Annotated in this window: 20 protein-coding genes; 10 read left to right on the forward strand and 10 right to left on the reverse strand. The window is 60.4% G+C overall.

Annotated elements, in window-relative coordinates; translation table 11 throughout:
- Window positions 1-55 precede the first annotated feature (55 nt).
- The 4 genes from NAT49_RS12860 to NAT49_RS12875 all read left to right on the forward strand — a co-directional run bounded on the left by NAT49_RS12860 (window position 56) and on the right by NAT49_RS12875 (window position 4,729).
- Window positions 56-787 carry a DUF8692 domain-containing protein gene (locus NAT49_RS12860; RefSeq protein WP_251594845.1) on the forward strand — a complete coding sequence of 244 codons (732 nt, stop codon included), beginning with the start codon at window positions 56-58 and terminating at the stop codon, window positions 785-787.
- A 157-nt stretch (window positions 788-944) separates the two neighbouring features.
- Window positions 945-1,958 carry a TIGR00341 family protein gene (locus NAT49_RS12865; RefSeq protein ID WP_251594847.1) on the forward strand — a complete coding sequence of 338 codons (1,014 nt, stop codon included), beginning with the start codon at window positions 945-947 and terminating at the stop codon, window positions 1,956-1,958.
- Window positions 1,959-2,034: 76 nt separating this feature from the next.
- The gene (locus NAT49_RS12870; protein ID WP_251594848.1) at window positions 2,035-3,126 is read left to right on the forward strand and encodes a M42 family metallopeptidase; all 1,092 of its coding nucleotides are present in this window, start codon (window positions 2,035-2,037) and stop codon (window positions 3,124-3,126) included.
- A gap of 235 nt (window positions 3,127-3,361) precedes the next feature.
- A complete protein-coding gene (locus tag NAT49_RS12875; protein ID WP_251594850.1) occupies window positions 3,362-4,729 on the forward strand; it encodes a DEAD/DEAH box helicase in 1,368 nt (455 codons plus the stop codon).
- Window positions 4,730-4,797: 68 nt separating this feature from the next.
- Here NAT49_RS12875 and NAT49_RS12880 read toward each other — a convergent pair whose 3' ends face one another.
- Complete coding sequence (locus NAT49_RS12880; protein WP_251594852.1) at window positions 4,798-5,505, reverse strand: DUF3581 family protein; 708 nt, start codon at window positions 5,503-5,505, stop codon at window positions 4,798-4,800.
- A gap of 243 nt (window positions 5,506-5,748) precedes the next feature.
- Between NAT49_RS12880 and NAT49_RS12885 the strand changes: the two genes are divergently transcribed.
- Window positions 5,749-6,852 (forward strand): App1 family protein phosphatidate phosphatase, encoded by a 1,104-nt coding sequence (locus tag NAT49_RS12885; RefSeq protein ID WP_251594855.1) that lies wholly within the window; start codon window positions 5,749-5,751, stop codon window positions 6,850-6,852.
- Here NAT49_RS12885 and NAT49_RS12890 read toward each other — a convergent pair.
- Both NAT49_RS12890 and NAT49_RS12895 read right to left on the reverse strand, forming a co-directional pair.
- Window positions 6,849-7,472, reverse strand: coding sequence for a DUF938 domain-containing protein (locus NAT49_RS12890; protein ID WP_251594857.1), 624 nt, complete (start codon window positions 7,470-7,472; stop codon window positions 6,849-6,851). The genes NAT49_RS12885 and NAT49_RS12890 overlap by 4 nt on opposite strands.
- A gap of 53 nt (window positions 7,473-7,525) precedes the next feature.
- Window positions 7,526-8,422 carry a ribokinase gene (locus NAT49_RS12895; RefSeq protein ID WP_251594859.1) on the reverse strand — a complete coding sequence of 299 codons (897 nt, stop codon included), beginning with the start codon at window positions 8,420-8,422 and terminating at the stop codon, window positions 7,526-7,528.
- A 275-nt stretch (window positions 8,423-8,697) separates the two neighbouring features.
- Here NAT49_RS12895 and NAT49_RS12900 point away from each other — a divergent pair, with 275 nt between their 5' ends.
- Window positions 8,698-10,014, forward strand: coding sequence for a glycosyltransferase (locus NAT49_RS12900; RefSeq protein WP_251594861.1), 1,317 nt, complete (start codon window positions 8,698-8,700; stop codon window positions 10,012-10,014).
- Here NAT49_RS12900 and NAT49_RS12905 read toward each other — a convergent pair.
- The 7 genes from NAT49_RS12905 to NAT49_RS12935 all read right to left on the reverse strand — a co-directional run bounded on the left by NAT49_RS12905 (window position 9,972) and on the right by NAT49_RS12935 (window position 16,368).
- Window positions 9,972-10,439 (reverse strand): DUF4174 domain-containing protein, encoded by a 468-nt coding sequence (locus tag NAT49_RS12905; RefSeq protein ID WP_251594863.1) that lies wholly within the window; start codon window positions 10,437-10,439, stop codon window positions 9,972-9,974. The genes NAT49_RS12900 and NAT49_RS12905 overlap by 43 nt on opposite strands.
- Before the next feature lie 63 nt (window positions 10,440-10,502).
- A complete protein-coding gene (locus tag NAT49_RS12910) occupies window positions 10,503-11,321 on the reverse strand; it encodes a sugar phosphate isomerase/epimerase family protein (RefSeq protein WP_251594865.1) in 819 nt (272 codons plus the stop codon).
- A gap of 77 nt (window positions 11,322-11,398) precedes the next feature.
- On the reverse strand, window positions 11,399-13,006 hold the full coding sequence (locus NAT49_RS12915) for a BCCT family transporter (protein WP_251594867.1): 1,608 nt from the start codon (window positions 13,004-13,006) through the stop codon (window positions 11,399-11,401).
- 114 nt (window positions 13,007-13,120) lie between these two features.
- Complete coding sequence (locus NAT49_RS12920; protein ID WP_251594868.1) at window positions 13,121-14,002, reverse strand: RsiV family protein; 882 nt, start codon at window positions 14,000-14,002, stop codon at window positions 13,121-13,123.
- 18 nt (window positions 14,003-14,020) lie between these two features.
- On the reverse strand, window positions 14,021-14,533 hold the full coding sequence (locus NAT49_RS12925) for a C40 family peptidase (protein ID WP_251594870.1): 513 nt from the start codon (window positions 14,531-14,533) through the stop codon (window positions 14,021-14,023).
- A 184-nt stretch (window positions 14,534-14,717) separates the two neighbouring features.
- Complete coding sequence (locus NAT49_RS12930; RefSeq protein ID WP_251594872.1) at window positions 14,718-15,794, reverse strand: AbrB family transcriptional regulator; 1,077 nt, start codon at window positions 15,792-15,794, stop codon at window positions 14,718-14,720.
- 4 nt (window positions 15,795-15,798) lie between these two features.
- Complete coding sequence (locus tag NAT49_RS12935) at window positions 15,799-16,368, reverse strand: hydrolase (RefSeq protein WP_251594873.1); 570 nt, start codon at window positions 16,366-16,368, stop codon at window positions 15,799-15,801.
- 114 nt (window positions 16,369-16,482) lie between these two features.
- Between NAT49_RS12935 and NAT49_RS12940 the strand changes: the two genes are divergently transcribed.
- The 4 genes from NAT49_RS12940 to NAT49_RS12955 all read left to right on the forward strand — a co-directional run bounded on the left by NAT49_RS12940 (window position 16,483) and on the right by NAT49_RS12955 (window position 19,687).
- On the forward strand, window positions 16,483-17,091 hold the full coding sequence (locus tag NAT49_RS12940; RefSeq protein WP_251594875.1) for a TetR/AcrR family transcriptional regulator: 609 nt from the start codon (window positions 16,483-16,485) through the stop codon (window positions 17,089-17,091).
- Between the two features lie 58 nt (window positions 17,092-17,149).
- Window positions 17,150-17,686 (forward strand): lactoylglutathione lyase, encoded by a 537-nt coding sequence (gene gloA, locus NAT49_RS12945; protein WP_251594877.1) that lies wholly within the window; start codon window positions 17,150-17,152, stop codon window positions 17,684-17,686.
- 68 nt (window positions 17,687-17,754) lie between these two features.
- Window positions 17,755-18,792 (forward strand): hypothetical protein, encoded by a 1,038-nt coding sequence (locus NAT49_RS12950; RefSeq protein ID WP_251594878.1) that lies wholly within the window; start codon window positions 17,755-17,757, stop codon window positions 18,790-18,792.
- A 223-nt stretch (window positions 18,793-19,015) separates the two neighbouring features.
- The gene (locus NAT49_RS12955) at window positions 19,016-19,687 is read left to right on the forward strand and encodes a bacteriorhodopsin (RefSeq protein WP_251594881.1); all 672 of its coding nucleotides are present in this window, start codon (window positions 19,016-19,018) and stop codon (window positions 19,685-19,687) included.
- Window positions 19,688-19,722 lie beyond the last annotated feature (35 nt).

A 19,722-nucleotide genomic window follows, 5' to 3' on the forward strand; every position in this document is an offset into this window, starting at 1 on the left:
ATGACAGAATTGTTACAAATTTATGTCATAAAAAAGACAGGGAGTCTTTAAAGCCATGGGTGCGTTCATTCATCTCGTCTCACGCGAGTATCGGGATAACCCTCTGTTCAAAACCGCCGTCAAGGTCATTCTCGCTTTCACGACCATCGTCGTTCTCATGGGCGTTGTCTGGGAAAGTTTGGCACTGCCGCCTGAGTTGATGTCGCTGCACGCCGAGTCGTCGCTGCCCAATCGTTACGCCCAGGGGCTGATGCTGGTGGCGGTGTTCATGTTTCTGGTGGGCTTCTCACGCCACGGTTCCAGAGCGTTTCTGGCGCTGGCCGCGCTGTACGCGTTTGTCTGGTTCGACGACACCATGATGTATCACGAGCACGTGGGCGCGTTTCTGGATCAACGTGGCATCACCTCGAGCTGGAACGGGCTTCGAGCACAGGATGTGGGTGAGCTGATCGGCTGGGGCCTGGCGGCCATTCCGATGGCGCTGATTTTTCTATGGGCCTGGCTTGGTCGGCGCAAGGGCGATGTCGGCATGCTGGTCGTGTTCGGCGCCTGTTTCGGGCTGCTGGTGTTCTGCGGGGTCGTGGTCGATATGCTGCATATGCTTTTGGGCGGCGGCGATGCCATGGACGTTGGTTGGGTCGAGGATGGCGGCGAGATTGCCTCTGTCGCGCTTGCCTGCGTCGCCTCCACGCTGTTTGCAACCATGAAGCCGGAGCGCTGGTTCGCGTCTAGTGCGCCAGCTGCGCGTGCGCCTTACGAGCACGAAATGCATGCGCTTGGCCACTAAGTAGCCTGGGCACACGGTTTAAAAAGCACGATCGATATCGGGCCGGCGTTCAACGCGGCCCGATCTTGTATCTGATGTGCCTATTCTTGTGTCTTTTTTATAGCTGGGCAGGCGGCGCTGGGGTAGGTTAGGTTATTCGGCTTTTCAGGGAGGTTCCATGGCTAATCGCTTGATTCAATTGATGGCGCCACGCGACGACGAGAAGGCGATTCGTAAATGTCTCGACAGTCTCGAGCTTAAAGAGTGGTGGCAAAGCTCACCCGGCGGTGAGGGGGAGCGGGCGACGTTTTACATTGCGCTGCATCAGGCCGAGGCGCAGGACGTCATGGACAGCCTTTCCGACACATTGAAAGACCGCGATAACTGGCGGTTATTTTCGCTTGCGACCGAGGCCAATCTGCCCGAGGTCGACGACGAGGAAGAGCAGGAGCGGCTCGAGCAGAAGAATACGGCCAGCGCCCGAGAGGAAATCTACGGGTCGGTTCGAAGTGGGGCGACGCTTAGCCTCGATTATCTTTTGATGACGGCGTTCGCGACCTGCGTGGCGGCGATTGGTCTCAATCAGGGGCAGGTGGCGGTCGTGATCGGTGCGATGGTGATTGCGCCGCTGCTCGGGCCGATTCTTGCCTTCGCATTCGGCTCAACGCTTGGCAACCTTGAGCTCTTGTGGATCGCGGCGCGCTCACTGTTTGCAGGGCTTGCGGTCTCGATCATCGTAGGGGTCGCGATCGGGTTCATCTACCGGGCAACGCCCGATAACTCGATGATGAACTTTTCAGGCGTGATGAGTCTTCAGACGCTGATCCTGCCGTTGGCCTCGGGGGCCGCTGCGGCGCTGATGGTGGCCTCCGGCAAGATGTCGGCGCTGGTCGGGGTCATGGTGGCTGCCGCGCTGCTGCCACCGCTGGCGGCGTTCGGACTGTTCATCGGTGACGGCAATTATCTGTCGGGCGGCCGGGCGCTGGTGTCGGTTGTGGTCAATATCGTCGCGATCAACCTGGCCGCGCAGGTGGTGTTTCTGACCAAGGGCATTCGACCCCGGGCGTGGGAGAGCGATTCGCGCAATACCTCGATTCGCATGGCGCTTGGCGTATCCGGCGGACTGGTGGTGCTGGCGGGCGTTTTTCTCTGGCTTGCCGGCAGCAATGTCACGCTAAACTGGCTGTCATGAGCGCGCCTTTGCACATTGAATCATGGCGCGTCAGACTCTTTTCACGTCTCTTGATTGCGTAAGAAGGATGAACGGTATGGCCAATGCAGTGCCCCTGAACGATCAGGCAATGGCATTTCTCGAACGCTATTTAAACAACGCCTCCCCGACGACCCAGGAGTGGACCGGCCAGAAGCTCTGGATGGACTACCTGCGCCCATACGTCGATGAGTTCATTACCGACACCTACGGCACCGCCGTCGGCGTAATCAACCCGGACGCCGAGTACAAGGTGGTGATCGAAGGTCACGCCGATGAGATCTCCTGGTACGTCAACCACATCACCGACAGCGGCCTGATTTATGTGGTGCGAAATGGCGGCAGCGATCATCAGATCGCACCGTCCAAACGGGTCAACATCCATACGGCCAATGGCATTGTCGAGGGCGTGTTCGGCTGGCCGGCGATTCATACGAGAAGCAATGGCTCGAAGGAGCAGGCGCCCAAGCCGGATAATATCTTCATCGATGTGGGTTGCACGTCGAAGGATGAGGTCGAGGCGCTTGGAGTACACGTGGGTTGCATCATCACCTACCCCGACGAGTTCTTCATTCTCAATGAAAACAAGTTCGTCTGCCGGGCGCTCGACAACCGCATTGGCGGCGTCATGATCGCCGAGGTGGCGCGGCTTTTGAAGGAAAACGGCAAAACGCTCGAGTTCGGGCTCTATATCGTCAACGCCGTGCAGGAAGAGGTTGGCCTTCGAGGCGCACAGATGATCGCCGAACGAATTCGGCCCAATGTCGCGATCGTGACCGATGTGACTCACGACACCACCACGCCGATGATCGAGCAAAAGACGCAGGGCACATTAAAGCTCGGCGAGGGCCCGGTAATTGCCTATGCGCCGGCCGTGCAGCAAAAGCTCAGAGACCGCATCATCGAGACGGCGCAGGCCCACAAGATCGACTTTCAGCGGGCGGCGTCCTCGCGGGCCACCGGCACCGACACCGATTCCTTCGCCTACAGCCATCAGGGTGTGGCTTCGGCGCTGATCTCGCTGCCGCTTCGCTACATGCACACAACGGTTGAAATGGTGCATCGGGAGGACGTCGAAAACGTGATCCGGCTGATCTATGAAAGCGTGCTGGCCATCACGCCCGGTGAGACGTTCAGTTATTTCGACTAACGTACACTTGACCGGAATCGTTTGCGCCCGGCATCGCCGGGCGTTATTGTGACTGCCTTGTACTAGGGATGTGCCTTCCGCGTTTTCTAAAACGCCCGTGATGTCGGGTATCCGCGCTCGATGGTCGGCTCACCGCCGGCTCTGGCTCAAGGCCCTTATAGCCTTCACCGCATCATTCCTTCCTTTTGATTTCTAGATGGCTTGCCCGCGCGGCAGGCATGAGATGGTTACGTTAATGTCATTTTCCGAGCTGGGCCTTTGCCCCGAGCTTCTGCGTGCGATTGAGCGCGCGGGTTATTCTTCACCTTCACCGATCCAGGCCAAATCCATCCCCGAAGGCCTTGAGGGCCGCGATGTGCTGGCCGCAGCGCAAACCGGCACCGGCAAGACAGCAGGCTTCGCTCTGCCGATTCTTCAACGACTGGCCGCGGCAAACCGTCCGGCGCAGGCGCGCCGCCCCAGAGCCTTGATTCTGACCCCGACGCGAGAGCTTGCCGCGCAGGTCGGCGAGGTCGTCGAGCAATTCGGCAAGGCCTTCGAAACTCCGATTACCAGTACCGTGGTCTTCGGCGGCGTCAACGCCAACCCGCAAATCAGCGCGCTCGGCAAGGGCGTGGATGTGCTGGTGGCCTGCCCGGGCCGTCTTCTTGACCTCATCGGTCAGAAGGCCGTGGCGCTTGATGGCGTTGAGACGCTGGTGCTCGATGAAGCCGATCGTATGCTCGACATGGGCTTCATTCACGACATCAAGAAACTGATGAAGCTGGTGCCCTCCAAGCGCCAGACGCTTCTGTTCTCGGCCACATTCTCAAGCGAGATTCGAACGCTTGCGACCGGCTTTCTGACCAATCCGATCGAGATCGACGTGACGCCACGCAACAGTACGGCGCGCACCGTCGATCAGTCGGTCTATCACGTTGAGAAAAGCGCCAAGGCGGCGGCGCTGATTCACCTGATCACGTCGCGTGACTGGGATCAGGTGCTGGTGTTTACCGCCACCAAGCACATGGCCAACAAGGTCACCTACAGCCTTCAACAGGCCGGGCTGACCGCGGCCGCGATCCACGGCAACAAGAGTCAGAACGCGCGCACCCAGGCGCTTTCGGGCTTCAAGGAAAAGAGCATCACGGCGCTGGTCGCGACCGATGTGGCCGCGCGCGGCATCGACATCAATCAGCTGCCGCAGGTGGTCAATTTCGAGCTGCCGGCAACGCCTGCCGACTACGTGCACCGTATTGGCCGGACCGGCCGCGCCGGCGCCGAAGGTCAGGCGATTTCGCTGGTGGACCGGGAAGAGCAGGATTTGCTCAGGCGCATCGAAAAGCTGATCAAATCGAACCTGCCCGAAACCGACATGTCCGACTTCGACATCGTGCGGGCCAAGACCCAGTTTCCGCTTTTGAATCCGCCGCGTGGACCGAAGCCTCAGCGCAAGAAGCCGGCGCAGGGCAGTGGCAAGCCCTCCGGCGGTGGTCGGTCGTCGAACGCCTCCAGCGAAGCGCGCACTGACGAGCCCAAGAAACCGAGTCGCCGCCGCCGTGGCGGACGTGGGAACCGAGGTAATGGTGGTAACAGCGGCAACAGCGGAAGCGGTGCCCGCTAGGCCTTGATGCAAGGTGGGCCGGTACTCAGTGCCGGCCCAGGCGTGGTGTCAAAACACTGCTGCCGTTCTTAAGCGGTCGCTGCGGCCTTCAGCTTGTTGAAGTCGCAGATGATGCCTTGCATGGTTTCGTCGCAGTAGGGCTGAAGGCCACTGACCACCAGCTTTTTCTCGCCGGTACCGATGCGCTCGTCGCCGGCGATCATTTCGAAATGCATGTGGGCGTCGGCGCGCTTGCCTGCTACATCGAGCCAAGCCTTGTCGAAGTGAAGCGTCGGTGCTTCGGCGTCGAGGCGGTTCAGGCAAAAGCCCATGCTGTCGTAGATCACCAGCGGCCGTTCGGGGTTGAACATCACCCCATGTTCCTGCATCAGAGGCTGTAGGTAGTGCGGGAAGTTTCGACCGGAAAAGGCGATGTAGCGTCGGGTAAACGCGCTGATGACGGTGGGGTCGAAGGTCGGCTCACCGCTTCTGTCCACGTGAAGGTAGACCTTGCCGCGGGCGTCGGAAACGGTAATGGTCTCACCGCTTTCCTCGAACGTGAGCGGTACGCTGTCGCCGACCATGCCGCGGAAATAGAACGTCATGCAGGGCGAAAGGCCGAATCGGGCGAGCACGAGCGAGAATAGAAGGTCTCCCGGAACACAGAAGCGGCGGGCGCCGGGATTGTGGATCGGATTGAAGTCGCCGGCCATCTCCTTGGCAAAACGACTGGCCTGTTCGGCGGTGATGACGATACGACGATCGTCATCTTCAATAAAAAACTCTTCAAGAACCATGCGGGGCCGGAACCTTGTGTGAGACATGGCGCAGTCTGAAACGAGTGTTCATTGCGCGGTTTTGCAAAGCGTACCATGCACGGGCGGGCGATGCGCATTTCTTGCACGTTTTCATTAGAGAACTGGCAAGTTCGAGCGGGTCAGAACGGCAGGGTAAAGCCATCGTGCGGCAGACCCGGGCAAGATCACCTATCTTGAGCGCACGACATCGGTAACGGCGCAACCCGCCCCTGAGGAGACATCATGGCCCGACACAAACGGGTGGCGCAGTATACGTTTCGCAAGCTGCTCAAGGTACTGGCCCGCCCAGTCAAGGGTGACCGAGGCCAGGGCGGGACCCTGATCTATCCGTACCGAGGGTACGGTTCCCAGCGTGAAATCTTTTTGATGGGGCGCGTGTTCCATCAGCCAAGTCTTGGGCTTCCGCTCAAGAGTGGGGTACTTCGTGATATGGCTGACATCGTGCGCCGCATGGTGCGCTGGGGGCTTGCAGACCGTGAGGTGGCCATTAGCGTCGGTCATCACGAGAGCGTGGTCACCACCGACCGCGACGGTTATTTCTATGCCCATATCACGCTGAGCCGGAGCCTGCCGACCGATACGGTCTGGCACAAGGCCGAACTCAAGGTGCTCGGTACGGAAGAAACGCTGCCGGCAGTGGCCGACATCTATGTGCCGAAACCGGACATTGATCTGGCGGTTATAAGCGACATTGATGACACCGTGATGTACACGGGCGTCGCCAACAAGATCAAGATGATGTATCGGTTATTCATGGAAAAGGCCGATGAACGCACGGCGTTTCCGGGCGTGGCGCCGTTCTATCAGGCGCTTCACGGAGGCGCGACCGGCGATGCGGGGCGGCCCATGCTTTACGTGTCGCGCGGGCCGTGGAGCATCTATGAAATTCTCGAGGCGTTTTTCCACTTGAACAACATTCCAGCCGGGCCGGTGCTGTTCCTGCGGGAATGGGGGCTTACTCTTCAGCATCCGTTGCCGAAAAAGGCCGAGGATCACAAGGCCCATCTGATCGAGAGCATGCTCTCGCTTTATGACGAACTGCCGTTTGTCCTGATCGGTGACAGTGGTCAGCGTGATCCGGAAATTTACGCCGACATCGTCGAGCGTTATCCCAATCGTATCAAGACCATCTACATCCGAAGTGTCCACAAGCAGTCAGACCGTGATCAGTCCATCGCTCGGCTTGCGGCCAAGGTGCAGGACGCTGGATGCGAACTGATTCTTGCCTCGAGCAGTGAAAAGATGGCCTGCCATGCGTTCGAACGTGGCTACATTTCACGCGCGGGTAAAGAGGCGGTCGTCGACGCCGACCGGGCAGAGCGCTAGCGTTTCTTCCACACCACCATCAGGTTGTTGGCTGGCATTTCATGAAGCGTTTCGAATTCGAAACCCGCGTTGCTGGCCAGCGGCAGCACGTCCCCATCGAGGTCGCGCACGCCCCAGCGGCGGTCGTCCCGACGAAGCCGGGTGTCAAAGCCTTCATTGCCGAGTGAGGTGTGCTCGCCGTGGCGCTTGAACGGCCCATAGATGGTCAGCGGCGCGCCCCTGGGAAGCAGCTCGCTTGCCTTGTCGAACAAGGCGATCGAAGCCTCCCAGGGCGCGATATGCAGCATGTTGATGCAGACCATGGCACTGACCGGCAGGCTCATGGTCGGCCAGTTCCGGTTGGTGACATCGAGGGCGATGGGCGAGAGCACGTTCTGGACGTCTTCATGCTCGCACCAGGCCTGGATGGATCGCAGCGACTGTGGCGTCGGGTCACTGGGCTGCCAGGTTGTGTGCGGCAAGGCCTTGGCAAAGTGCACCACGTGCTCGCCGCTGCCGCTTGCGATTTCAAGCACGTGATCATTCTGACGCAGTACCGATTGCAGCACGGTCAGTATCGGATCGCGGTTGCGCCTGGCGGCTGCGTGGGATAACCGCGGTTCCGGCATGGGGTATGCCATATCCATCCAATCCATCAAGAAGCCTCTCTCATCGTCTTCTTGCCCGCCAGCCCTTATGGCTGCTCGAGATCGCACGCTCGCGGGATGCTGGTGTGCGCTCCGGCGCGCTGCACACTGTAGGCAGCTGCGCGCGTGGCGTGTTTCAGACAGGTGCTTACGTCCTTGCCTTCAAGGCGCGCGGCCATGAAGTAGCCAATGAACGTATCCCCCGCGGCCGTAGTGTCACGGGCGTCGACCTGCTCTGCAGGTGCGAATAATGATTGTTTACCTTTTTGATGGTAAACCCCGTCAGCACCCAGTGTCAGTATGATCTCTGTATCCGGATAGCGCTGTGCCAAGGTAGATAAAACGGTGTCGGGGTCGGCGTTATCGTCCAGGCCCGCCAACATGGCGCCTTCCCCACGATTGACGAACAGGATCGAGAGTGTATCCAGCGCCATCTCGGTGACGTCCCGAGTCATGGGCGCCGGGTTAAAGGCGACCTTGAGTCCACGGGCGTGGGCGGCCTCGATCATGCCGGCGGTATGGCTGCACTCGTTTTGAAGCAGTACCCAGTCATCGCGCTCGACCTTGGCAAGGCGCGTTGCGATGAAGTCGTGGTCGATGCTCTGATTGGCACCTCCGAACAGGACGATCGAGTTTTCGCCGGCATCATCGACCTGGATCAGTGCGTGGCCGCTTGGGGTATCGACCCGTGCGACGCCCTGGGTGTCGACGCCTGCCTCATCGAGGACGTCGAGTGCCCATTGATCGCCCGCGTTGAGCTGACCCCAGTGGGCGACCTGGCCGCCAGCGCGCGCAGCCGCGACCGATTGATTGGCGCCCTTGCCGCCGAGCACCTGCTGGTAATCCGTGCTGGAGAGCGTCTCACCGGGTTTGACCAAATGCGGCACTCGGTAAACGTGGTCGATGTTGATGGAGCCGTAGTTGTAAAGCGTGGGTGTGGTCATGGGTGTCTCCTGTGGCAAATCCTGCGGGGGTCGTTGTGGCAAGGGCGTGATGCATGAGCCTTGGCACAGTGTACAGGGTAAGCGGTGTCGTAAAGGGGCCGACAGGGCCGCGCGCATTGAACGAATCAGTGCGTCCGATGGCGGCACTTAAGCGTTCGTATCGATTCCATCTGATAGACTGCGCCCTGGGATGGTCTGGCGCCATTTTGCCTGTGTGACGCCAGAAAGCCAGTGCGCGGATGCCGAAGGGCCGTGCCTGACAGACGGTCAAGTTCATGGGGGTAGGTGTGGCGCACATCGGGATTGTCGCTCCGGCGTTTCCAAGCCATCTCGCGGCGCTATGCGCGCTGGCGGATCGGCTGCGCGCATGCGGTCATCGGGTCAGCTTTCTGTTGCCGGAGTACTGTCGGCGCTGGGTGGGCGCAGAACACGGGCTGATCCCGGTTGACCGCGAGCACCCGTTACCCTTGAGCGTCGAGGCGATGGTTGCCAGGGCGTCCAACCCCCGGGGGCCGCTTCGGTTCAAGCGCATGCTCGACGACGTGGCCCGGATGACCGATGTTTTATGCGCGCGGCTGCCGGACATCATTGGCGCGGCTGGCATCGATGCCCTGCTGGTCGATCAGATGGAAACCGCGGGGGCGCTCGTGGCGCGCTCGATGAACCTGCCTTATCTGTCGGTTGCCTGCGCGCTGCCGCTTGATCGGGATCCGGCGTTGCCGCCGCCCTTTCTGGGTTGGGCATTCGACGCCTCAGAGCAGGGCATGAAGCGCAATCAGGGGGGCTATCGAGTCAGTGAGCTTCTGATGCGCCGGCATCGGCGTATTCTCAGCCAGTGGGCCGAGCGATTCGGTGTCGAGGCCCGCACGATGGAGGAGTGCCTTTCACCGCTCGGGACGGTTGCGCAACTGCATGAAGCGCTGGATTTTCCTCGCGCCCACCCCGCGCCCAGCCTACACCGCGTTGGCCCCTTTCGATCGGCTGCGCCCGAGCGCGCGGCTTGTCAGGCGCGCACAACTACACCGATCGATGTCTTTGCAAGCCTTGGCACGCTTCAGGGCTGGCGGTTTTCCGTGTTTCTCAATCTGGCCCGCGCCTGTCGCCGCATCCATCGAACGCTTCTGATTACCCACTGTGGCCAGCTCGATGACCGTCAGTGCGCAAGGCTTACGCGAGAAGGGGCGGAAGTCGTGGCGAATGTGGATCAGCGTGAGGTCATGACAACCGCGCGGGTGGTGGTCACCCATGGCGGCTTGAATACGGTGATGGACGCACTCGATGCTGGGGTGCCGATGCTGGTGTTGCCGATTGCCTTCGATCAGCCCGGCGTGGCCGCGCGGGTGGTGTATCACGGGATTGGATTGAGCGCGCCATTTCGGGCTCGCCCTAAGGCACTTGCCAGGCGGCTGTCGAGGCTACTTGATGAGCCCGGCTTTTCCGCGGCAATGGCGGAGGTGATGTCTCGAGGGGAGCACCGTCAGGGCGCGTCGCGTGCCTGTGAACTGATTGAAGCCATCCTGCTCAAGCAGGCTCACGAGACACGTCCTGTTTACTCGGGCTTGGAGGCACGGTCATCAGCGGTGCGCTCCTGACGCCGCATCGGCATGCGATCGATGGTCGTGAAAAGCTCTTCGGGATTGACGAATCCGGTCTGCTGTACCTTCTTGCCGCCGTCCTTGCCGATCAGAATTACCGTCAGCGCCCCATCCGGCTTGACGCCCAGATCCTCGAGGATGGCCTCGGTTTCGGCGGTGGTCATGTCCGCGCCGTTGCGCTGACCGATGCCGTTTTCAATGGTGTAGAGCACCATGTCGCGCTCATCGAATGCAGTCTGCTGGTTCGAAATCAGCCGACGCATGCGCTGATACCCCTGATTGCCTGCCGAGGGGGTGACCAGCACCAGAGGGCGAGCTCGCCATTGATCGCTGACAAGAGGGTTGGCCGGGTTGGCGGCCAATGCATTAAAGCTCATGAGCGCGCCTGACAGGGCGAAACCGATGTGGCCGATCCACTTCATTGCATCCTCCTTGCCGTGATCTCAGGTTCTTCGACGTGCGGTCTCGGGTAGTTTCGACGGGATTCAGGTAGTTTCGACGGGATGAAGCTTGGCCTCGACCCGGTCGAGCGTGCGTTTACAGTCGCTTGCCCGAACGTGTGAGTTTTCAGCGCTTTTGGCGGCATGGAAAAGCTCAAGCGACAAGGGGCCGTTGTAGCCGGTCTGCTTGAGCGCGGCTAAGAAGTCGTCTATTGCCAGATCGCCTGCATAGGGCAGGCAGCGGTGGTAGCGGCTCCAGTGAAGGTAGGATTCTTCCTCGAACCAGGGCGCGTCTGCCAGTTGCACGGCAAAGATGCGTTTGGCGTCGATGGTGGCCAGTGCATCGAGCGGCTCACGGCGCGCGAGAATATGGAAGCTGTCGAGCACCAGTCCTAGGCCTGGGTGATCGACGGTCTCGACCAGATCGAGCGCCTGGCGGTAGGAGTTGATGTAGCGCCCCCACGATAGGGCCTCGAAGCCGATTCGAAATCCGCGCTGGTGTGCGAATTCCGCCATCGCAAGCAGATCCGTACACGCCTGTTCTCGATCATCGTGAGCGTTCGGAGAGCTGTTGCTGCAGGCCAGCAGCAGCGAGGTGTTGAGTGCGCCCATCATGGCCAGGCGAACCTCGAGGCGCTCGAGCTGACGCTTGAGGTTGCCGGTGGCTTCGACGTCCTTCATGGGCTGAAGTGCCGTTACTTTCAGATTCAGCGCTCGAATCTTCTGGCCGACGTCGAAGGCACTGGCCCGACTGTGGTGAATGTCGGGCTCATAGATTTCGACACCGCCGAAGCCTGCCTGAGCGATGACATCCAGCTTATCCATCAGGTCGCCGCCAAGGCTGACGGTCGCGATGGTGTGCATGGTGAGCTCTCCCCATTGAATGCGTGTTCAATGCCAAAGGCTAGCTTAAAACGCCACCTTCGCGAACGCGTTCGCGGTTATGCGGAATGAACCTTGCGCTGTACATCCTCATGCATCGCACTGGCGTAGACGGTAGGCGGTGTACCGTCCTCATCGCGAAGGGCTACGGTCAAACTGTAGCACATGACCAAAAACACCAATGAAAAGGGCAGTGCAGCGATAATGGCCGCGGTTTGAAGCGCCTGCAGGCCGCCTGCCAACAGCAGTACAGCGGCCACGCCGCCAAGGCCCAGCCCCCAGATGACGCGATAGAGCGTGCGGGGTTGGCTGTCGCCCATCGACAGCATGGTGCAGATCACGAGCGTGCCTGAGTCGGCCGAGGTCACAAACCAGGTCACGATCATCAGCGTGGTCAGCCCGATCATGGCGGTCGAGGCCCAGGGCACATCGAGCGCCTTGATGGTCTCAAACAGCGCCTGCGTCTTGTCCTGATTGACGATACTGACCAGGTCGACCTGATCGCCGAGCTGCAGGTGAAGCGCAGTCCCGCCAAAAATCACGATCCAGATCATCGAGCCGAGGGCGGCAAGCCCCATGCCACCGAAAATGAGCGAGCGCAGCGTTCGGCCCTTGGAGATGCGGGCAACGAACATGCCGACGTAGGGGCCCCAGGAGAACCACCAGCCCCAGTAGAAGAGCGTCCACCAGCCCTGCCACTGATCGTCCGGGTTCGGGTCGACCCAGAACCCCATTTGAATGGCGTGGCTCAAATAGTCACCGACCGTGGTCGAAAACAGCCCGAGCAGATACGTGGTCGGCCCGGCAATCAGAAAAAACAGCACCAGAATCAGGCTCAGGTGAATATTCCATTCGCTGAGCATGCGGATGCCACGTTTAAGGCCCGTGCAGACCGAAAGGGTTGCCAGAAGCGTCACGGTGCCGATCAGTATCAGTTTGGCCGTCGGTGAGATCGGAATGCCAAATAGCGCGTTGAGCCCGGCATTCATCTGCGAGACACCAAGCCCCAGTGTGGTGGCCGTGCCGAACAGCGTACTGAAAATGGCCAGCAGATCGACCAGATGCCCGATCGGGCCGTAGATGCGGTCCTTGATCAGCGGATAGAGCGCCGAACGCGGTGTCAGCGGCAGCCCACGACGGTAGGAAAAGTACCCAAGAATCAGGCCGACCGTGATGTACACCGCCCAGCCGTGAAGCCCCCAGTGAAAGACCGTGATGCGAAGCGCGAGCTCGGCGGCGGCCGTGCCCCCCGGCGCGGTATTTTCAAGCGCGGCGTAGGGGTTGCCTTGAAAGTGCGACATTGGCTCTGCCACGCTCCAGAACAGCAGTCCGGTGCCGACGGCGGCGCTGAAGAGCATGGAAAACCAGGAGAAATTGCTGAATTCGGGGACATCGTCATCACGTCCGAGCCGAACGCGCCCGACCGGGCTGGCCCCGAGGTAGATGGCAAAGAACAGAAGGCCACCGATCGCCAGGATGTAGTACCAGCCAAGGCGCTGCTCGATGAACGCCATGGTGGCGTTGAATGTGTCGCTGGCGCGGTCCGGCCAGAGGACTGTAAAGGCGATAAACGCCAGTACCGTTGCAAATGAAGTGATCGCCAGAGGCTTATCGACGCCTGTAAACAGGCCGTTCGCCGGGCGTTGCCCAGCGTTTAGATCAGACATGAAGTGGGCTTTTTCAAAAGATTAACCGACCATCCTAGCAAGTTTAACGCAAGGGCGTCACCTCGATGGTCGGCATCGAGGCAAGGCGTGAGTGGCGTGAGTGCATTGAGTGAATCACGGGCGCATGCGCTGGGAGGAAAGCTTCTGGCTGGCTTCATGAATGCGTTGGGCCTCCGGGTCCTTGAACTCAACATCCTGATCGTCGGTATTTTCCGGCAGGAATGAGGGCTTGAATACGCCACTAAGATCATCGTAGTCGATCGAGAGCGTAATTTGGCCCATCGCATACGGTGCGATTTCGTAGGTCTGGTAGGTGATCAGCAGTCGGTCGCTTAAAAGTGCCACGTTGTCAGTAGGCGTGAAGGGCCATTTTTCCTTGAACTCATCACCGAGGTTCTGCGCATCGAGCCAGCGTTGGTGCGCATTTTTTTCAAGCGCGACCAGTGTATCCCGGCCGCCCTTGGCCAGCATGTCGTCAAGTGTGATCTCGCGCTGCAGGCGCGTGTCGTAGTTGAAGTAGCGCAGCTGAGCGTTGCCATGGGCGCCGCCGGTGAACGCGTAGCCGTTGAGGGCGATCACCACGGTATGGTCGTAATGATCGAGCATGTTGGCGCTTAACTGCGCGTTGTAGTCCGGATGGCCCTTGGCGTGCTTGAAAAACGTGTCGACAAAATCGCTCAGGGAGTCGTTGGTTTCGGACGCATTACCGAGCTTGCCCAGTGCTTTCAAAAGCGCTTCGTTGAGCGGTGGCCGGTTGGGAAACCGGTAATAGCTCAGGTCAACGGAGGGGCATGCGTCTGTCTTGCAGTCCTCCGGCGTGATGTGGCGGCTGACCGGTACGCTCTTGAGTGATTCAAGCTTGCCCGGAAGGCTATTCGGATTCGAGCTCGGGTCGGCCACCTTGAAGGCGCGCAGGTTGCTCTGGGCAACCTCGGAAAGCTTGGGTTGGCAGCCTGCAAGTGCAAGGAGTGCGATCAACAGAAGGGGAGCACGCATGGTGGATGCAGGCCTCGCTCAGTTGCGCGGGCCGGCGACGCCCAGAAAGTGGTGTCGCCAGTAGCGCTTGGTGATGTTTGAAACCCGAACGGTGCGGCCAGCGCCCGGGGCGTGAATCATTTCGTTATTGCCGATGTAGATGCCGACGTGACTTGCACGGCCTCTCGGACCAAAGAACAGCAGGTCGCCGGGGCGTGCCCGCTCACGGCGTGGCAGGTTCTGAAACTGCTGGTTCGAGGTTCTGGGAATCGAAATGCCGGCGCTCTGATAGCTTCGCTGCGTCAGGCCACTGCAATCGAGGCCGGATGCCGTGGTACCGCCCCAGCGATAGGGCGTTCCAAGCGCGTTTTTGGCACTCGAGACAATCAGGGCCTGAGTCATGTCGAGGCTGTAACCGTCCTGAGTTTCAAGTGCGGGCCTTGAACTGGCGCAGCCGCTCAGACCGATCACGACCCAAAGTCCTACAAGCGTCAGCACGACCCGGGGCAGAGCGGCAGCGTTTGGGAATGACAGGGGCAGTGCGTAAGCCATGACAATGATCCTTTCGGCAAGCAGGTAGGTGCAGGGCGCGCGTAAGCCGTGCTCCGAGCTATTTCGGGCTCATGATGAAACGCCCAACCGTCTTCGGCAATGGGTATCTCGAACGCCACGCTTGACCTCAAGGCTCTATCGGCCGCCGAGTTGAAAACTGGGAGACGCCGCGCGTTCGACGACCTCAGTGCGACGGCAGCCGCCCGGCAAGGTACTTGGCAAGCGGCGGGCCGATGGCAAGGACCATCAAAAAGCGTACGGTCTGAAACGTCATGATAAAACCGATATCGACGTTGCTCGAGGCGGAAATGATCGCGATCGAGTCAAGTCCACCGGGGCTTGTGGCCATGTAGGCCGTTAACGGATCGACGTCGAACGCGTACACGAGCACGGTCGCAATCAGCCCGCACAGCGTGATCAGTGACACGATCGACAGGATGATCTTTGGGAGGGCCCGGGTCGCGTGGCGCATGATGGCGGGGGTGAATCCGAGACCGATTCGCCAGCCCAATACGGCGTAACTGATCGCGAGCAGCCATTCCGGCAACTGAAGCGTAACGGCACCACTCATGCTCAAAAGCGAGCCTGCGATCATCGGTACCAGCAGCTGGCCGGCCGGTAGCTTGAGCTTCAGGCCCGCGTAGCCGCCGATCGCGGCAATCAGGAGGGTCTGGGTGAAATCAACGGCATCGAGCGTTGGAAACCAGTCGATCGCCTGGGCACCGACGGCGTCCTCCGGCAGGAACAGGCGCGCGATGACAGACGCCAGCACCGCCACGAACAGCACCCTCAAATACTGCATGAAGGCCACCAGGCGCATATCGGCGCCCTGTGATTCGGCCAGAAGCATCATGACCGAGGCGCCGCCGGGCGACGAGCCCCAGATGGCGGTCGTACCCGGCAGCACCTGCCACTTGGCCATCAACCAGCCAAGCACGCTGCTTGCGAAGATGACCAGAAGCGTGACCGCCAGAAACAGCCACCAGCTGTTGGCCAGATTACCAATGATGGAAACATCCATGCTCGAGGCGATCATGCAGCCGATCAGCGTCTGCGCCATGAAGAAAAGGGGCCGGGCGATGCGAAGCGGGCTGCCTCGCAGGCTGAACAGGATGCCCGCGATCATCGGCCCCAAAAGCAGCGCCGCAGGCAGGCGCACAAGCTCGAGCGCGGCTGCAAAGGCCGCCGAGACCGCCAGCAGCAGCGGCCATTGAAGAGTGGCCGGCAGCCTCGAAAGCCGCAGATGAAGCAGGTGCTTCACGTGCTTACGCCCCGAAGGCGAGCTGGTCGCTTTTAATCACTCGGGCGATTCTTGGAAAGATGTTGTCGACCGGAAATTCGTGCAGCTCGGCGCTGAAGCTGGTGCAGAGATCTTCGAGGATGACCACGTCATACCCCAGTTCCCAGGCGCTGCGCGCGCTCGATTCCACGCCCATGTTGGTCGCGATGCCGGTAAATACGACGGTCTTGATGCCGCGTCTTCGCAGCTGAAGATCGAGGTCGGTGCCGGTAAAGGCGCCCCAATGATGCTTGAGGGCGTGCAGGTCGCCATCGTGGGCCAGGCCCGGCTCGAGCGTGTCCCACTCAGGCGGCATGCCGGCGTCGGGGCGTTTGGCAGGCAGATCCACGCGGTTGCTTGGTGCGTCCTTGAAATCCGGCCCCCAGTTGACCCGAACCCAGGTCATGGTGGCGCCTGCCTGGCGCACGCGCTCGGCCAGGGAGGCGGTGGCCTGGACAATGTCTTCGCCGGTTCGAGGGGCGAGCGACATGCCGGTGATGCCTTGTTGGAGATCGATGGCAATTACGGCGGTGGTGGTCGGGTCGAGTTGGATCATGACGGTGTTCGCTCACTGTCGTAAAGAACTTGCGGTTGCTTTCAGGGTGCGGTCGACGCCTTGGGTCGGCCATGATATACATGAGGCTATCCTCACAAAACGAATTTTATGAAGATGGCTTCACAAAAGTCAAATGACGGCCACCAGGCGCGCACGCCCAAGCGCGAACGGGGCAAGGCGCGGGTCGAGGCGCTCTTGAGCGCGGCGACGCAGGTGTTTGCGGCGAAGGGATTTGATGCCGCCACCATGACCGAGATTGCCGGAGCGGCGGGCGCGCCGATCGGCTCTCTGTATCAGTTCTTTCCGACCAAGACCGCGCTTGCCAGAACGCTGCTCGAGCGCTACGGCGCGCACATGAGCGCGCACTTGAGCGCCATCGAACAGGCCGTGCCCACGCTTTCGCTTGACGTGATCGTTGCACGCCTGCTCGGACTTTTAACCTCGCTTGCCGAGGAGCGTCGCTGCGCCATGGCGCTATTGGACGCGAAAAGCGTACCGCCCGAGCAGCGGCAAACCCTTAGGAAGGGGTTACGCGAAGGCACGGCGCGGGTGTTGGTGGCGTATGCCCCTGAACTTTCGGCGAGTGAGGCCGAGGTGGCCGCGGTGGTGGTGGTCAATGCGATGCGGGCGATGGTGCATCTGGGGGAGGAGCGCTGCGCCGAGCAGGCCCGCGCTCAATGGCAGGCCATGCTGGTCGCGCATCTGCGAGGGCTGCCTGGTTAGGCTTGCACCCTGTACAGGGCGAGATACCCTTGAATGACACCATTCAAGGAGTTTGATCATGACAAAACCCGAACAAAGCCCCGGTGTCTGCGACCGGGCGCCCGAGCAGACCCAGGGGTTTCGACTCAATCACACCATGGTGCGCGTCAAGGACCCGCAGGCCTCGCTTGCGTTCTACTCGACCGTCTTCGGCATGCGCCTTCTGCGCGCTCTCGAATTCCCGGAAATGCAGTTCACCCTCTACTTTCTGGGTCACGTGGACGATGAAACCCAGCTGCCGGAAGACGACGGTGAGCGCACTGTCTGGACATTTTCCCGCACCGGCCTTCTCGAGCTGACCTATAACTGGGGCAGTGAGAAGGACCCCGAGGTGAGCTACCACAACGGCAACGATGCGCCGCAGGGCTTCGGCCATTTGTGCATGTCGGTCCCGGATCTCGATCTGGCGGTTGCCTGGTTCGATGAAAACGACGTCGAGTTCGTCAAACGCCCGGACGACGGCAAGATGAAGGATGTGGCGTTCGTGAAAGACCCGGACGGTTACTGGATCGAGGTGATCGAGCCTGCGCGGCTGGGCGGGCTCGCCAAGGGGTGAGGCTCGCTCGCCCCCCCAAAGGCGATCCAGCAGCCCACCTTCTCATTTCAACGATTCGGGAGCGCTTCATGAGTGTGGACATCAAGGCCCACGGGGTACTGCACTGCTTCGAGCCGGGCCTTAAGGACGACGACGGTGAACTGGTCAACGCCGAGATTTCCGCGGTGGCCTTCGACGGCCACCGGCTTTTGATGGCAAGCGACAAGCCGATTCCCGGCAAGCATCGCTCGGCGGTGTTTGCCGTCGCGCTTGAGGACCATCACCCGCTCGAGGAAAGCCTCGAGTATCTGACGGCGCCTCTGATCAAGCAGGCGATCAAGTATGAGGACTTTGCCCTGACCGTGGATGGGCGCTATATGATCGCGACCACCGGGTTTGATCGGATCGATGCTGAAAGCCATGCGCTCAATGACTACAACCATCTGCTGATCTGGCCGCTCGAGGACGCCTCGGCGGTCAAGGTTGTCGACCCGGACCCACGCAACGATATTTACGGGTCGCTCGAGCTTCGCCAGAAGCTGACCGACGCCATCGGCACGCCCTATTACAAGATCGAGGGGCTTGCGACCGTGCCAGGCGATCAGGGCGACGGGATGCTGTTGTTTGGCGTTCGCGAGCAGGGCACGCATTTTGATGATTTCGAGTATGTGGCCCGCATCGTGGGTGCGCCGTACCGCGTGACCGAACAGGGGGCGCTTGAGTTCGTGTCACCGCTGACGTCGATCTATCGCTTCGAGCCCGAGGCCGAAACCGACGTGCGCTTTGAGTGCGGGCTTTCAAGTCTCGAGTACGATCCGTTCAACGAGCGGCTTTATTTGCTCACCAGCTTCGAGGTCGAAGACGACAGCGGTGAGCGCATCGGGGGCTACCTGTGGTCCTTGACGCTTGAGGCCTTTCAACGAGGCGAGGCGCCCGAGCTTTGTCGCACGCGGGAGGGCACGGCGCTCGAGTTCGAGCACAAGGCCGAAGGGCTTGCCGTACTCGACGCCTCGACCCTGTTCGTCGCCTATGACAACGACCGCGACATGGCGCTTCGCTCCGCGTCAGAGCGCGATGAGCGTTACGCCAGTGAGACGCCTTACACACTATTGCGGGTGTCGATGTGACGCCGCGTTTTTAGTGTGTTTGAGGGGGCAGGTCTGGCTGCTGGCCTGCCCGCTCAGCCCTCCTGAATCGTACATCATGAAATTTTGATTAATTCGCTGGAAAAAACTGGCGAGGCACCCGTGTGGCCGTCTACGTTTGAAATCACCTTAAGTCTCGATAAAGAAAATGGGTTTAAGGGGTTCAAACCGTCTCTCAACGTAGACAGTGCAAAGGAGTGCAGTCATGTCTTCAGCAGTACAATTTCCCCTGGTTATCGGCTGGATAGCCATGCTCGCCGGCGGTATCGCCTTCTGGCGCATGAGCAAGGGCTTGCCGGAGAACCAGAAGCATCACGGCATTGCCGCGATGACCATTGTGTTCGTGGCGTTCGCCAACTATCTGGCCATGGCGCTGGGGCAGGGCGATCTGATTCATAACGGCCGGGATGTGTTTTTCGCGCGCTACATCGACTGGGTCATCACCACACCAATTCTGTTGGTGAGCCTTGCCATGGTGGCGTCCAAGACGCTTGCCCCCATTCGCACGCTGGTGTGTGCGCTGATCGCGGCTGACGTCTACATGATCGTCACCGGGCTTGTGGGCAACCTGTCGGAATCGCCCTACAACTACCTTTGGTGGTTGGTCAGCATGGTTTCGTTTCTGGTGGTGCTCGCGCTCATCTGGGGCCCGCTTCAAAAAGTGGCCGGCCAGGGCGCGTATCGCAGTGAGTTCAGCACGCTCTCGCTGATGCTGACCGTGCTGTGGTGCTGCTATCCCATCGTGTGGTTGCTCGGGACGTCGGGTGCCGGCCTGTTCTCGGCTGCGGTCGAAAGCTGGTTCTATCTGATTCTGGATGTGACCGCGAAGGTCGGGTTCGGGTTTGTGGCCTTGAACGCCGTTCGAAAGCGTAGCTGATGGCTCACCGGGGCGGCCGGTCGGTCGCCCCATTC

Source organism: Larsenimonas suaedae, from assembly GCF_023712105.1.
Taxonomy (GTDB): domain Bacteria; phylum Pseudomonadota; class Gammaproteobacteria; order Pseudomonadales; family Halomonadaceae; genus Larsenimonas; species Larsenimonas suaedae.